The sequence below is a fragment of the Clostridium estertheticum subsp. estertheticum genome (genome assembly GCF_001877035.1).
In the GTDB taxonomy this organism is placed as follows: Bacteria; Bacillota; Clostridia; order Clostridiales; family Clostridiaceae; genus Clostridium_AD; species Clostridium_AD estertheticum.
The window spans coordinates 3272571-3287861 of sequence record NZ_CP015756.1; the positions used below are offsets into that span (position 1 = coordinate 3272571).

Here is a 15291-nt window from a genome sequence, read left to right on the forward strand (position 1 = left end):
ACTATAATTTTGCAACTATGCAAACCCATTCTCCCTCTATATTTATCTCCTCAATTGTAAAACCACACTTTGTTAACTTATTTATTACTTCATCTTTTTTACATAAAATTATTCCTGAAGATATAAAATATCCGCCCTTAGTTATAACTTCCTTAACTTGATCTGTCAAAAACATAATTATATCAGCCATTATATTTGCTATAACTATATTAGCCTTCCCTTTAACAACCTCGAGCAGGTCTCCGTATAATATCTCAATGTTATTTATATCATTATACGAAACATTTTGCTTTGCAGAATCTACTGCAACTGGATCAAGATCAACTCCTACAGTTTTCTTAGCACCAAGCATGGCCGCTGTGATAGCTAATATTCCAGACCCTGTACCTATATCAAAAACAGTTGAATCAGCGTTCACATGCCTCTCTAGTGCCTTTATACACATTCTGGTAGTCTCGTGAGAACCAGTACCGAAAGCCATACCCGGATCTAACTGCACAATTATTTCGCCAGGATTTTTATTGTAATCTTCCCATATAGGTTTTATAACTATTTTTTCTCCTACCTTTAATGGTTTATAATACTTCTTCCAGTTATTTTCCCAATCTTCCTCATTTACCTTTTCCGCAGTTACAGAACCTACTCCCTTGTCTAATCCAAAGCTAGGTAAATTATTTACCCCTGTTTTAATTTCCTCTAAATGCTTTTTAAAGTGTTGATCTTTTTTATAATATCCCTTAATTACAACACCACTCTTTGTATCAATAATACTTTCATCAAAATAGTCCCAATCCGTAGTATGATCTCGCCTATAAATCAAATCTAAAGGATCCAAAATAGATACACCCTCAACTCCAGTATTATATAACATTGCTGACACTGCCTCAACCGCTTCAGTGCTTGTTATTATAGTTACCTCAATCCAATCTTTATTCATTTTTATTCTCCTTATTTAAAATAAAAAACCCCGTTTTACAAAACGAAGTTTTTTATTATTATTTACCTAATATTTTATCTACAAAAGACTTTTTATTTTCTTCAAAATTTTCTATACTCTCACCACTAGCCTGCATAAATAGTTTAAGTGCTTCCTTTTGTTTATCGTTCAAAGATTTTGGAATATCAACAATAACTTTTACGTATTGATCTCCTCTTCCATGTCCGTTTACTCTAGGTATTCCCTTGCCCTTAAGCCTAAATACAGTGCCAGATTGTGTTCCACCAGGAACTTTGTATTTAACATCCCCATCTACTGTTGGCACTTTAATTTCAGTACCCATGGATGCATAACCAAAGCTTATATGTGATTCTATATGAATATCAATTCCCTTTCTCTTAAAAGTTTTATGAGGAGCTACTCTGATATTTATATATAAATCTCCTGCTGGTCCGCCCTTTTCACCCTGTTCTCCTTGGCCTCTTAGTGGCATAACATTTCCGGTGTCAACTCCACCCGGAATATTAACTTTAATTTTTCTGTTTTTTCTCTGTTTTCCAGAGCCATGACAAGTTTTACATGGTTCAGAAATTATCTTGCCACTGCCTCCACACTTATCACAAGTGCTCATGCTAGCAAAACTTCCAAATGCAGTATTTCTTTGAACTTTTATCTGCCCATTTCCACCACATTTATCACAAGTTTTAGGTGTTGTACCAGCTTTAGCACCACTACCGCTACAATCTCCACATTTTTCGTTTCTTGTGATTGATACATCTTTTTCTACACCAAATACACCCTCTTCAAAAGTTAGATTTATGTTATATTCTAAATCCGCACCTTTTTTAGGACCATTCTGATTTCTTGACGAGAATCCGCCTCCAAATATATCTCCAAATATATCTCCAAAACCACCAAAACCAGAGAAGTCAGAGCTACCACCATATCCTGCTCCATTCTCATCAGCTGTACCATATTGATCATATCTAGATCTTTTTTCTGCATTAGAGAGAACTTGGTATGCTTCATTCATTTCTTTGAATTTATCTTCAGCTTCTTTATTATCTGGATTTCTATCTGGATGGTACTTTAACGCACCTTTTTTAAAAGCTTTCTTAATATCTTCTTCACTGGCATCTTTACCTACGCCAAGTGTTTCATAATAATCTTTATTTGCCATTCTGCTCTTCACCACCTAAAATATATATACTTATATATTATAACTAATCCTTAAAATAATACAACTCTTATTATTATATAGTTCGTATATAACAATTGATAATACTGTTTTTCTTAAAGCAAATTAAATTAGGGAAGGGCAGTTACCCATCCCTAATTTAATTGTTTTGTTAATTATTTATATTATTTCTTATCTTCTTCTTTTTTATCTTCTTCTACTTTATAATCAGCATCTACTACATTGTCGTCATGCTCAGCATTTCCAGCATTATCTGCGCCTTGACCAGCTTCTCCAGCTTTTGCTGTTTCTGCTTCTGCTTGATATATTTTTGTAGTTACTGCATAAAATGCTTCAGTTAATTCTTCCGTAGATTTCTTTGTAGCTTCAGTATCGTCTCCATCTTTAATCTTTTTAAGAGCTTCTAATTTAGCTTCAATATCTTTCTTATCTTCCTCTGATACTTTCTCGCCCAGGTCAGTTAAGCTTTTTTCAGTTTGGTATACTAACTGTTCTGCATTATTTTTAATTTCTATTTCTTCTTTTCTCTTTTTATCTTCTCCTGCAAATTTCTCTGCTTCTTTTACTGCTTTATCAATTTCATCATCACTTAAATTAGTTGATGCTGTAATTGTTATTTTAGCTTCTTTTCCTGTTCCTTTATCTTTAGCTGATACATTAACAATACCATTAGCATCTATATCAAAAGTAACCTCTATTTGTGGAATGCCTCTTGGTGCTGCTGCAATTCCGGATAAAGTAACTCTTCCTAAAGATTTATTACTTGCAGCCATTTGACGTTCACCTTGAACAATATTAATTTCAACTGATGTTTGGCCATCTGCAGCTGTTGAGAATGTTTGACTCTTCTTAGCTGGAATTGTAGTATTTCTCTCTATTAGAGGAGTAGCTATTCCACCTAATGTTTCAATTCCAAGAGTTAATGGAGTTACATCAAGAAGTAATACATCTTTAACTTCTCCACTTAATACTCCCGCTTGGATTGCTGCACCAAGTGCAACACATTCATCTGGATTTACTCCTTTTGAAGGTTCTTTACCAGTAAATTCTTTAACTGCATCTTGAACTGCTGGTGTTCTTGTTGAACCACCTACAAGTACAATTTTATCTATTTCATTAAGAGATAAACCTGCATCTGCAATTGCTTTTTTCATTGGTTCTATTGTAGATTGAACTAAATCATGAGTTAATTCATTAAATTTAGCTCTTGTCAAATTCATATCTATATGCTTAGGGCCTGTTGCATCAGCTGTAATAAATGGTAGATTAATATTTGTTTGTGTTGAAGATGATAATTCTATTTTTGCTTTTTCAGCAGCTTCTTTAAGTCTTTGAAGTGCCATTTTATCATTTCTTAAATCTATTCCATTATCTGCTTTAAAAGTATCTGCAATATGATTCATAACTTTTTCGTCAAAGTCATCTCCACCAAGTTTAGTGTTTCCGTTAGTTGATTTAACTTCGAATAATCCATCACCAAGTTCTAATATAGATACATCAAATGTACCGCCACCTAAATCATATACTAATATCTTTTGGTTAACGTCCATTTTGTCTAGTCCATAGGCTAATGCTGCAGCTGTTGGCTCATTTATTATTCTCTTAACTTCAAGTCCAGCTATTTTTCCTGCATCTTTTGTTGCTTGTCTTTGGCTATCATTGAAGTATGCAGGTACAGTTATAACTGCTTCTGTAACTGCTTCTCCTAAATAAGCCTCAGCATCAGCTTTTATTTTTTGTAAAATATATGCTGAAATTTCTTGTGGTGTATGTGTTTTTCCATCAACATCTACTTTATGATCAGTACCCATTTCTCTTTTAATTGACATTATTGTTTTATCTGGGTTTGTAATTGCTTGTCTTTTAGCTACTTGACCTACTAGTCTTTCTCCATTAGCTTGAAATGATACTACAGATGGTGTAGTTCTTGCACCTTCTGAATTAGAAATTACTACGGGCTCTCCACCCTCCATAACTGCTACACATGAATTTGTTGTACCTAAATCTATTCCTATAATTTTTCCCATTATTATTTCCTCCCTATATTCCTTTTATATTTATTAAAGATTTTTACATTTATTAAGGTTAATTTGCAACCTTAACCATGCTATGTCTTAATACCTTTTCTTGTTTTTTATATCCCTTTTGTAATACTTCGACTATTTGATTTACTCCATATTGTTCATCTTCTACATGCATTACTGCATTGTGGAAGTTAGGATCAAATTCGCCTGTTGAAGATAATTCTTCAATGCCTAGTTTTTTAAATGCAGCATTAAATAATTTAACTGTATTTTCTACACCAGTTCTTAGTTCATCCCCACCACCTTCAACCGAAAGAGCTCTTTCTAAGTTATCGAGTACTGGTAGAATTTCTTTTAAAACATCTGCACAAGCATCTGTGTATATGTTTTGTTTTTCTTTTATTGTTCTTTTTCTAAAGTTTTCATACTCTGCAGTTGTTCTTAAAAGTTTATCCTTAAAAGAATCCAAATTATCTTGTAAATTTTTGTTTTCCGCTTCTAGTTTCTTTTTACTTTTTCTCATATCTTTCTCTTTATCACTTTCTAAAAGTTCTTCAACTTCTTCATCTTCCTCTACTATTTCAGCATCTTCTAATACTTCAGCTTCTTCTAATGTTTTATCTAAGGTATCCTCAGTCTCTTTTTTACTTTCCTTAACTTCGTTAGCATTACCTGCTAAACTGGAATCTTCATTTGAAAACTTTGTGTTTTCTTCGTCTAATATTTCTTCATTATTCGTATTCACTCAATCATTCCTCCAAATCTTGCTCAAAATAAATCTTTAAAATTTTATTTATGATCATCATAAATTTGAGCTATATTATCATTTAATTCTTTAACTACTCCCGTTAATACTGATATAACTTTTCCATAGGGAATTCTTGTTGGCCCTATAACTCCAATGGATCCAAGCGGTACTCCAGAAGCGCTATAAACTGCTGTTATAATACTACACTCCCTTGCACACTCAACAAAATTTTCCCCACCAATTTTAATTGTAATATTAGAAATATTGTCGTAAGTACCTAGTAAGCTATTTATACTCTCTTTATTGTCTACCAATACTAAGAACTCTCGAGCTTTAGTTATATTATTATATTCTGGGTAATTAAATATATTAGCAGCGCCTTGAATATAAACTTCCGAAGACTCAACCCCAGATAAACTATCATATAATGCTGGAATAATACCTGCAAATATTTCTTCATAAGAAGCTAAATCGCTTTTTAGATTATTGATAACTTCTAAGTTTATCTGTTCTATTGTAAGTCTTCCTAATCTAAAGTTAAGTATATTAGTAAGTTTTTCTATAGTTGCAATGCCAATTGGCTTACTAACTTTTATAACATTGTTTTTGATAATACCACTATCTGTAATAATTACAAACAAAATGCTTATAAAATCTAAATTCATTAGCTGAATATATTTTATACAGCTTTTTTGAACAGAAGGTGCTTTCACTATAGATGTAAGATTTGTAAGAAGAGAAAGCATTTGTGTTGCTTGCTTAACAATTTTATCAACCTCATATAATGCAGCATTAATAAGATGATTTTTAATCATATATTCTTCCTCAGAAGATAACTTTGTAAGTTCCATAAGTCTATCAACATATAACCTATAACCTTTATCTGATGGTTTTCTACCAGATGAGGTATGTATATGTTCAATATATCCCATTTCTTCCAGGTCTGACATTTCATTTCTTATTGTAGCCGAACTAATACCTAAATCATACTTTTTAGCTATGGTTCTGGACCCTACAGGCTCACCATTATTTATATAATCTGTTATTATAGCCTGAAGTATTTTAATTTTTCTTTCATCCATTTCCATAATATCACCTCTTTTATTAGCACTCGCTTCCGTTGAGTGCTAACGGGTATACATTTAAGTTATCATTTATTATGGTTTTTGTCAATAATCTTGTTTTTTTAATATAGCTATTTTACAAAGTTTATTTTGAACTATATTTAAAATGCTCTATTTTCCTTCAATTTACTACCTAAGACGTTAAAAAGCAAAATTTCTTATTAAGATTACTATAATTTATAATAAAAACTCTGCCATAATTACGTTCGATACTTCAATACCCTCATATGTTAAAAAAATATTATCTGTACTTTCTATCATAAAACCAGTACTTGTGTATTTATTAATTACATCGTAATAAACATCATACATATTTTTATGAAATCTTTTCTTGAATTCACTTTTATTTACACCCTTTGTTTTTCTAAGTCCCATGAACATAAACTCTTCCATATTATCTTTAAATGAATTTTTCATTTTTTCAACTATCGCAGTGTTGTCATTATTCATTTTTTCAATATATTTTTCTATATTTTCTTCATTTCTATACCTAAAACCGTCACTATACGAATGAGAAGCAGCTCCACACCCAATATATTCATCTAATTCCCAATATACTAGATTATGTCTACATTTTTTATTCCTTTTCGAAAAGTTTGAGATCTCATATTGTATATATCCTTTTTTCCTTAAAACTTCTATTGTCTTCGCATACATAGTTCTGTCTATTTCCTCATCTGGGAGATTTAATGTACCTTTTTCAAATCTTTTATAAAATTCTGTTCCCTCTTCTACAATTAAACTATAGCAAGATAAATGCTCTGGATTAAGCTTAGTTATATTATCTAATGTCTCTGTCCATTGACTTATAGTTTGTGATGGAAGTCCAAACATCAAATCTACATTTATGTTATCAAATCCTAATTCTCTAGCCATTTCAAAGCTTTGTTTAAAATCTTCTATAGTATGAATTCTTCCAAGCTCTTTTAAAAGTGAATCCTGCCAGGCTTGAAGTCCGATACTAAGTCTATTCACTCCCATTTCTTTTAGGAAGTTCAATATTTCTTTTGTAAATGTTCCTGGATTTCCCTCCACCGTAAACTCTAAATCATCACATATATCTAATGTATCAATACTTTTTTTTATTATTTTCCAGCCCGCTAAAGATAAATAGGTGGGAGTTCCCCCACCTATAAAAATAGTTTTTATTTTTTTATTCTTTATACTATATATTTCATTTGCGAGTGCTGCAGCATAATCAACCATACAATCCTCTTTGCCAGCTAGTGATGGAAAATCACAATATAAACACTTCTGCTTACAAAAGGGAATATGAATATATAAAGCAACCTTCTTCATGTTTTATCCTCACTTTAATTATCTTTTTCAAACTACTAATCATCTTTTTCAAAGCAGTTAGTCATCTTCTTCGAAGATACTAGTCTACTTTAAGTATCGCCATGAATGCTTCTTGTGGAACTTCTACACTTCCAACTTGTCGCATTCTCTTTTTACCTTCTTTTTGCTTTGATAATAATTTTTTCTTTCTTGAAATATCTCCACCATAACATTTAGCTAAAACATCTTTTCTTAGAGCTTTTACAGTTTCTCTTGCAATTACCTTTGAATTTATAGATGCTTGTATTGGTATTTCAAACATTTGTCTTGGTATATGTTCTTTTAATTTTTCAGCCATAATTCTACCTCTATGCCCAGCTGATTCTTCTGGAACAATCATGGACAAAGCATCAACTTTTTCTCCCTTGAGTAAAATATCTAGCTTTACAAGATTTGCGGTTACATATCCCTTTACTTCATAGTCAAAGGATGCATAACCTTTTGTTCTTGATTTTAGAGCATCAAAAAAGTCATATACTATTTCATTAAGTGGCAAATCATAATTTACCACAACTCTAGTGGTTTCTATATATTGCATATCAATATATACGCCCCTCTTTTGTTGGCATAACTCCATAACTGATCCAAGATACTCTGATGGTGTTATGATAGATGCTTTAACTATTGGTTCTTCCATATACCTAATTTCTGTAGGTTCTGGAAGATTAGTAGGATTTGTTATCTCTATTAATTCTCCACTAGTTTTCATTACTTTATATATAACTGATGGTGCTGTCGTAATGATATCTAAATTAAATTCTCGCTCGATTCTTTCTTGTATTATTTCCATATGAAGAAGGCCTAAGAATCCACATCTAAATCCAAAACCTAAGGCAATAGATGTCTCTGGTTCAAACCCTAATGCTGCATCATTTAACTGAAGTCTTTCTAGCGCCTCTTTTAATTCTCCATACCTTGCACCATCTATAGGATAAATACCACTAAATACCATTGGAATCGCTGGTTTATATCCATTAAGCGCCTTTAATGCTGGCCTATCAGCTTCTGTTACAGTATCACCAACACGTGCATCCCTAACATTTTTTATAGAAGCAGTTATATATCCAACATCACCAGCACTTAACATTGCTACCGGGAGATAGTTTGGAACAAACACTCCAACTTCTACTACCTCGTATACCTTATTAGTATTCATTAGCTTAATTTTTGTTCCTGGTTTAACTATGCCGTCTTTAATTCTTACATAACATACTACACCTTTATAACTATCATAAAAAGAGTCAAAAATCAAAGCCTTAAGTGGTGCTTCTTCATCCCCACTAGGTGGTGAAATTTTCTTTACTACAGCTTCTAAAACATCTTCTATATTAAGTCCAGTTTTTGCCGAAATTCTTGGAGCATCCAGGGCTTCAATACCTATTACATCCTCAATTTCCTTAATTACTTCGTCCGGCCTTGCACTAGGAAGATCTATTTTATTGATAACTGGCGCAATATCAAGGTCATTATCTAATGCAAGATAACAGTTTGCTAAAGTTTGAGCTTGAATTCCTTGTGACGCATCAACTACAAGTACAGCGCCCTCGCAAGCAGCTAAACTTCTTGAAACCTCATAATTAAAATCCACATGACCCGGAGTATCTATAAGATTGAATATATATTCTTCTCCATTCTCCCTTTTATAAACGAGCCTTGCCGGTTGAGACTTTATAGTAATTCCTCTTTCTCTTTCTAAATCCATATTATCAAGTACTTGCTCTTCCATTTCTCTTTTAGTTAAAGTACCTGTCTTTTCTAGTAATCTATCTGCAAGAGTAGACTTGCCGTGATCAATATGTGCAACTATTGAAAAATTCCTTATGTACTTTTGTCTATTACTCTGCATTAATTTTTACCCCCGTTGTACTATATGTTAATTTTTTTTGATTTTATACATCTACTTGAATTATATCATAATTATATCTGTTTTTGTCAATGCATTGTTATTTTACGTGATACTTTATTTAATCAATATGTTACCCTTATATTATTTCATAAAAATTTCATTATAAGTGTCAATACATTTTTCTTTAATATTATAAAAGAATTTACCATTTGTATAAAAAACATATCCCTTCGTCTCTATTCTAAAATCTAAAGGGTTTAATTTAAAATTCATTGTAAATTTCGACTTTTCTTTTACAAGTTCAGGTTTGTTAATATTAACTTCAACAAATCCATAAATAAGTATAGAAAAACAAATAACTAGTATAAATATGTATTTAATAATACCTTTTTTCAACATAAAAAGTGCCCCCTATTCTCTTAAGCAGATAATACTTAATTATTATCTGCTCATTATTAAGGATGCACTTTTTATAATAATTTATTCATTTTTTTCCATTTAATTGTTCCGCTATTATTCTTGATAGATATTTACCTGTATTTTTTACTTCTTGGATGTTATTACTATTTGCGCCTACTTCAATTAAAAGTGCGTTATTGCTTCTATCTTGATTATAAAAACCCATGCCCCAGTGATAAACCCAAATTGATTCATCGCGTATAAGCCCTGGATATAATCTATTTGATATTGACATCATAGAATCTATTAATTTCTTCTGCTGTGCATATCTAGGATTCTTATCTGTTACTACAAACATAAATCGTGCAACATTCTCACCATTCAATTTTGTAATTAACGTCTTCTTGTTGTCTATACTATCTCTATGTAAATCAATAATCAAATCAAATTTTTCATATAACTTTAAATACTTATCTAAAGTAACTCCAGACTTTTTATAAGCATTTTTGTAATCTCCTGTATCATTTACATTCTTATCATGTATAACTGAAATTCCATAATTTTTCTCTAGGTTTTCGGTTATTACATCGCCTACAGCAACTACACTTCTAGATTGATCTAAACTCTCAGTATCTTTAGTTTTATCCGTGTCAGAAGTTAGATAAGCTTCAGATGTATGAGAATGATATATAAGTACTCGAGGCTTGGCCTTATTTAACGTACCTTTCAAAGTAGAGTCATATAATTTTGATACCACATTAGTAACCTTCGTCTTATTTACCTGCTTATCATCTAAATTAAAAGAATTAAGGCTAAATGTATTTGAATTCTTTACATCCGTGATAATTTCATTTTTATCTAAATAAGCTATTTCCTTTATAACTATTGATATAGGATTCGAAATATCAATTCCTAGAAATGATAAAACTACTGAATCCTTTGTGTTTTCACCGTTTGTATCCTCTCCCTTTACATACGATGCCTTCATTACAGATAAAACATTATTAATAACCTTAATATGAAAATAGTTTCTATAATTTTCTCCACAATCTGCCTTCGCACTTTTAGGCAAAATTACTCCTAATAAAAAAATAGTGAGCAATGTGAAAACACAAAAAAACATTCTCACATTACCACTTTTTTTAATGGAATTTTTAAAGAAAATCATTTTTTCACTTAACCTAATCTTATTTTTCCCTCTAAAACTTATACCTCTATAACCCATTTTTATCCCCCCTGTTTATATAATATATATATGAGGGAATCTGAATAGTTATTACTAATTTAAATACTTATTTATGTCCTCTAAGTCTAACGCTGGTTGCAATGCTATATTAATTCCATTAGCAATTATTTTAGAAACAGAGCTTATAACCATATCTATTTCCTTTGGTGTAACAACAAGATTGCCTACATAAGGATTTAATATCTCAGCAATCATCTTTTGTTTTTCCACTTTATCAATGGATTTTAACATATTGTAAAATTCTTTACCTTCATTTGCAGATTTAATCATCTCATCAAGTACTAAATCAATAGTATCATTTGCAAGTGTTGCAGCATCTACTACTGTTGGTATCCCAATTGCAATGACTGGCACACCTAATGTTTTTTCACTTATTTCCATCCTTCTATTTCCAATTCCTGCACCTGGAGAAATTCCAGATGTCCCTATCTGGATAGTTCTATTCACCCTATTCATTTTTCTAGAAGCTAATGCATCAATACAAATCACTAAATTGGGTTTAATCCTCTCCACAATGCCACGAATAATTTCACCAGTTTCCATACCTGTTATTCCAAGAACACCAGGAGATATTGCACATACAGGACGTATACCCTCATCTATAGAATCTGGCACTAATTGTTTTAAATGCCTAGTAACCATTATTTTCGATACAACTTTGGGTCCTACAGCATCTGGGGTAACATTCCAATTACCAAGGCCAACTACTAGGGCCGTCATACTGTCATCCAATTTTATTAGCGGTGATAGAACCTCTCCCATTACTACACTTACTCTATCCATAGCATCACCATCATAATGAACAAATTCCGGGATATCAATAGTTATATATGTACCTTTTGGTTTTCCCATCATTTTTTCTCCGATATCACTTACTATTCTTACATTAGTAATTTTAATATCTTCCCTATTGTACTCTTCTACATCAACACCAGGCATTTCGCCATTATTTTTTTCTTTGTATATTTCTTTAGCTTCTACAGCTAAGTCCGTTCTTATACTTATCATAATTTCACCTCAACTACATTTTTATTATTATCCTTTCCTAATAGTATTTTCTTATTCTTAAAAAGTTTATTTTAAGCTTTCTACCTCATTTAAATAAGTCTTATACTAAAATTTATGTATATAGATTAATTTACCCTTGAAGTGCTTATATTTTAATGCTATAATACTAGTTGATTAATTAAATAGATTCGTATGCAGTTTCCCCAAAACTGCTGACACGTTATTAAATACAAAGGGGGGTGAAAATTAATGGCAAATATTAAATCAGCAAAAAAAAGAATTAAAATTACTGCAGTTAAAACAGAAAGAAATACAATGATTAAATCTGCTTTAAAAACTAAGGTTAAAAAATTTGAAACAGCACTAGTTACTGGTGATGTTGCAGAAGCTAAGGTTACATATGCATCTGTAGTTAAAGCTTTAGACATGGCTGTAACAAAAGGAATACTTCACATAAACAAAGCAGCAAGAAGAAAATCAAGACTTGCAGCAAGATTAAACGCTTTAAGTTTAGCAGCATAATAAAAAACCGGTGATTTACACCGGTTTTTCTATTTTTTTTGTTTATTTATTTTTATAATTAAAATTTAAATCATCTCCTGGGCAGCTACATTACCGTCTTTACCATAAAGACTTCAATATTTGTTTTATCATCAGTTGAAGTACTTTTTAAAACTTTTTCTGTTTCAAGACATAGTTCAATATTTCTTTTTAACCTTTTCATAGTAAATTTATTACTCTGCGAAATCATTTTTTCACAAACGTATGGATGAAGCCTTAATTCACTTGACAAAAGCTCCTTTGTTTTCCCATTTTCAGTACCTAATTTTATATTAAATAAAAGATTAAACTGCCTTGTTACCATAAATAATATAAATGGTATTTTCTCTCCCCTATATATAAGTTCATTTAAAATGTCTAGAGCCCTCTTTATATTCTTCTGAGACAAAAAATCAACTAAATTAAAAATATCATTTTCACTCTTTTGAGGCATCATTGCCAAAATATCTTTTTTAGTAATCTCTTTTCCATTTGCAAATGATACTAGTTTTTCTACTTCATTTATTATAATATTCATATTGTTATCTACCTGAGAACAAAACAAAACAAGTTCTGATTTTCCGATTTTTGCTCCAGCACCTTCAAATAAATTTTTACATATTTTCTGAAGAGATTCACCTTTTAATTTATCAACTTTTATCACACATGCTTTTTTGTCTAGTTTTTTGATTTTGTTACTCGGTTTTTCCCTATCGCTTAAAAAAGTATAATATATAATCAATATACATTGAGGCGGTGGATTTTTTAAATATTCATTTAGCATAAGAAAATTTTTATTTTTCAAATCATTAGAATTCTTAGTTCCTGAATTGTCCTCTAAAAAGGTTGCCCTATATACAACCACTACCTTTTTATCACTCATAAACGGCATAGTTTCACAAGCATCACTAATTGTCTCAAAATCTGTTTTACTACCATCAAATTTCGAATAATTTAGATCAATAAAATTTTTGTCTAGTACACTATTTGTTATATATTCAACATGATCTTTTATTAACTTTTCATCTGATCCACAAAATATATAACAACTATCTAATTCATGTTTTTTAATCTTTTTTTCAAGCTCTGCATAATTAATCAATTATTTCCTCCAACCCTTGTGAAAATTTTAAAACTTTATTTCCTATGATTATATATTTATTAATAATTGTTCCTGACGGTACGTATGTTTCATCATTTTCAAGTTTTACTATATCTTTAAATGGTGTAATTTCATCCCTTCCACTTTTAAGTAATTCCATTTTCTGTTTTTTATTTGTCTCCTGAGTAAAACATACTAAAGCTTCTAATTTATCACGATTACAGATTAATTTTATAGTATATCTTTTTGAAAGACTTATAGCTGACTTACCAGTATAATTTTCGAAAATTCTATCTATTTTAACCGGCACTTTTAAATCATTTCCCTTAATATTCCCCGTAGTTACTGCAATAGCTGTTCGTTTGTATTGTATTAAAACCACGTTATTCTTATTTACACTTATATAGCTAACCTCTGGAAAAACTTTATAACTTTGAAATACTAAAACAAAAATAATACAAATTGGAACATACTTAAATTGCATATAACCTTTTTTAATTCCAAGATAACATAAATATAATCCGAATACAACTAAACTTTCAATATAAGAAAAGTAAAGCATTTCTGGTAATAATGCTACAAGTACCTTTTGAATAAACTCTATAATCATTAAGACAGTAAACAAGCCATAATTTATTAAATTAAACAATCGATAAAAAGCACTGCAAACAAGCCCCATATTCCCAAGTATTACAACTACTGTATAAAAGGGTAATAGCACTAAATTACTAAGAATAGACCCTAAACAAAAGGTTTTAAGTGCTACAACTGCATATGGAGTAGAGAATATTTGAGAACTTATACTCAAACTGAAAGATTCATTTAAAGTAGAAGGTAATTTATATAACGCCTTCCTTATTTTCTTGTTAAATACTATAATACCAAGAACACAAAGAAAAGAAAGCATAAATCCTATATCAAGTATATAAAAAGGTCTAAATACTAATATTATAATTGCAGCCAGACTAACAGATGATAGACTATCATATTTTTTATATACTTTGCTAGCTATTTTCAATATAAAAATCATTATAAAAGCTCTTATTGTCGATGATTGCCCTCCTGTGAATATCATGTATCCAAAAGAAAATAATAAAGCGATTTTATAACCAATAACAGTTTCTAACACTTTATAAACTATTGACATATGAAGACCTGATACACTTATAACATGACTTATACCCAGCTTTTTAAAATCTTCCTTTTGCACTTTCTCTATGTATCCACTATCGCCAAAACATACACCCATAACTAAAGCGGCCTTTTCTTTTCCTAAATTTTCTGAAAATCTTTTATGTAACCCTTTTCTATAGCTTTCGATTTTTGATATTATATCTTCATCACAAATCTCATAACTTTTAACTGTATATGTTCCGACTATTCCCTTTTCATATACTGCTTCCTTTTTAAAATTACCTTTTATCCAAACACTTCTTCCTTCACTTAATTCAAATACATTACCTTTCAGATTAATCTTCTTATCATTATATCTTGCTGAGCAATAATATGTACTTTTATCAGATATTCTCACTTTAAGTTTCGAATCACTAGGTAAATTAATATTAAAATAAGAGTAATAATTTATAACACCAATAATAAAAAAACAAACTACTAGGTAGAAAAACTTTTTATCTATAGTAAAATACATACTAGCTAAAAAAATTACAGCTATAAATGCACCCACAATAGGATTGTTTATTAAAATCAAGCAAGTAATGCATCCCATAAATATCGTTACTGCATAATACACTAAAGGTCTAGCCATAATAAAATATTATACT

At 30.6% G+C, this 15291-nt stretch carries 13 protein-coding genes; 1 reads left to right on the forward strand and 12 read right to left on the reverse strand.

Annotation, left to right across the window (positions count from 1 at the left end):
• Nucleotide 1: 1 nt before the first annotated feature.
• The 10 genes from prmA to gpr all read right to left on the reverse strand — a co-directional run bounded on the left by prmA (nt 2) and on the right by gpr (nt 11868).
• On the reverse strand, nt 2-937 hold the full coding sequence (gene prmA, locus A7L45_RS15315) for a 50S ribosomal protein L11 methyltransferase (protein ID WP_071613603.1): 936 nt from the start codon (nt 935-937) through the stop codon (nt 2-4).
• Between the two features lie 58 nt (nt 938-995).
• Nucleotides 996-2117, reverse strand: a complete 1122-nt coding sequence (dnaJ, locus tag A7L45_RS15320) for a molecular chaperone DnaJ (RefSeq protein WP_071613604.1) — start codon at nt 2115-2117, stop codon at nt 996-998.
• Between the two features lie 182 nt (nt 2118-2299).
• Complete coding sequence (dnaK, locus tag A7L45_RS15325) at nt 2300-4162, reverse strand: molecular chaperone DnaK (RefSeq protein ID WP_071613605.1); 1863 nt, start codon at nt 4160-4162, stop codon at nt 2300-2302.
• Between the two features lie 58 nt (nt 4163-4220).
• On the reverse strand, nt 4221-4904 hold the full coding sequence (gene grpE, locus A7L45_RS15330; RefSeq protein WP_372445174.1) for a nucleotide exchange factor GrpE: 684 nt from the start codon (nt 4902-4904) through the stop codon (nt 4221-4223).
• A gap of 44 nt (nt 4905-4948) precedes the next feature.
• Nucleotides 4949-5995: a heat-inducible transcriptional repressor HrcA gene (hrcA, locus tag A7L45_RS15335; protein WP_071613606.1), complete on the reverse strand. Its 1047-nt coding sequence runs from the start codon at nt 5993-5995 to the stop codon at nt 4949-4951.
• A gap of 213 nt (nt 5996-6208) precedes the next feature.
• Nucleotides 6209-7330 carry a radical SAM family heme chaperone HemW gene (gene hemW / locus A7L45_RS15340; RefSeq protein ID WP_071613607.1) on the reverse strand — a complete coding sequence of 374 codons (1122 nt, stop codon included), beginning with the start codon at nt 7328-7330 and terminating at the stop codon, nt 6209-6211.
• Between the two features lie 79 nt (nt 7331-7409).
• Nucleotides 7410-9215: a translation elongation factor 4 gene (gene lepA / locus A7L45_RS15345; protein ID WP_071613608.1), complete on the reverse strand. Its 1806-nt coding sequence runs from the start codon at nt 9213-9215 to the stop codon at nt 7410-7412.
• Between the two features lie 141 nt (nt 9216-9356).
• A complete protein-coding gene (locus A7L45_RS15350) occupies nt 9357-9614 on the reverse strand; it encodes a hypothetical protein (protein ID WP_071613609.1) in 258 nt (85 codons plus the stop codon).
• Nucleotides 9615-9699: 85 nt separating this feature from the next.
• On the reverse strand, nt 9700-10839 hold the full coding sequence (locus A7L45_RS15355) for a stage II sporulation protein P (protein ID WP_084647477.1): 1140 nt from the start codon (nt 10837-10839) through the stop codon (nt 9700-9702).
• A 54-nt stretch (nt 10840-10893) separates the two neighbouring features.
• Complete coding sequence (gpr, locus tag A7L45_RS15360; RefSeq protein ID WP_071613610.1) at nt 10894-11868, reverse strand: GPR endopeptidase; 975 nt, start codon at nt 11866-11868, stop codon at nt 10894-10896.
• Between the two features lie 249 nt (nt 11869-12117).
• Here gpr and rpsT point away from each other — a divergent pair, with 249 nt between their 5' ends.
• Complete coding sequence (gene rpsT, locus A7L45_RS15365) at nt 12118-12390, forward strand: 30S ribosomal protein S20 (RefSeq protein ID WP_071613611.1); 273 nt, start codon at nt 12118-12120, stop codon at nt 12388-12390.
• Between the two features lie 85 nt (nt 12391-12475).
• On the opposite strand, the gene holA is transcribed toward rpsT, so the two are convergent.
• Nucleotides 12476-13510 (reverse strand): DNA polymerase III subunit delta, encoded by a 1035-nt coding sequence (gene holA / locus A7L45_RS15370; protein ID WP_071613612.1) that lies wholly within the window; start codon nt 13508-13510, stop codon nt 12476-12478.
• Nucleotides 13503-15275, reverse strand: coding sequence for a ComEC/Rec2 family competence protein (locus tag A7L45_RS15375; RefSeq protein WP_084647478.1), 1773 nt, complete (start codon nt 15273-15275; stop codon nt 13503-13505). The genes holA and A7L45_RS15375 overlap by 8 nt, the downstream gene beginning before the upstream one ends.
• Between the last annotated feature and the right edge of the window lie 16 nt (nt 15276-15291).

What these genes read in the sequence shown, in the direction of transcription:
- prmA (WP_071613603.1), bottom strand. Translation starts at nt 937, where the DNA reads ATGAATAAAGATTGGATTGAGGTAACTATAATAACAAGCACTGAAGCG.
- dnaJ (WP_071613604.1), bottom strand. Translation starts at nt 2,117, where the DNA reads ATGGCAAATAAAGATTATTATGAAACACTTGGCGTAGGTAAAGATGCC.
- dnaK (WP_071613605.1), bottom strand. Translation starts at nt 4,162, where the DNA reads ATGGGAAAAATTATAGGAATAGATTTAGGTACAACAAATTCATGTGTA.
- hrcA (WP_071613606.1), bottom strand. Translation starts at nt 5,995, where the DNA reads ATGGAAATGGATGAAAGAAAAATTAAAATACTTCAGGCTATAATAACA.
- hemW (WP_071613607.1), bottom strand. Translation starts at nt 7,330, where the DNA reads ATGAAGAAGGTTGCTTTATATATTCATATTCCCTTTTGTAAGCAGAAG.
- lepA (WP_071613608.1), bottom strand. Translation starts at nt 9,215, where the DNA reads ATGCAGAGTAATAGACAAAAGTACATAAGGAATTTTTCAATAGTTGCA.
- A7L45_RS15350 (WP_071613609.1), bottom strand. Translation starts at nt 9,614, where the DNA reads ATGTTGAAAAAAGGTATTATTAAATACATATTTATACTAGTTATTTGT.
- A7L45_RS15355 (WP_084647477.1), bottom strand. Translation starts at nt 10,839, where the DNA reads ATGGGTTATAGAGGTATAAGTTTTAGAGGGAAAAATAAGATTAGGTTA.
- gpr (WP_071613610.1), bottom strand. Translation starts at nt 11,868, where the DNA reads ATGATAAGTATAAGAACGGACTTAGCTGTAGAAGCTAAAGAAATATAC.
- rpsT (WP_071613611.1), top strand. Translation starts at nt 12,118, where the DNA reads ATGGCAAATATTAAATCAGCAAAAAAAAGAATTAAAATTACTGCAGTT.
- A7L45_RS15375 (WP_084647478.1), bottom strand. Translation starts at nt 15,275, where the DNA reads ATGGCTAGACCTTTAGTGTATTATGCAGTAACGATATTTATGGGATGC.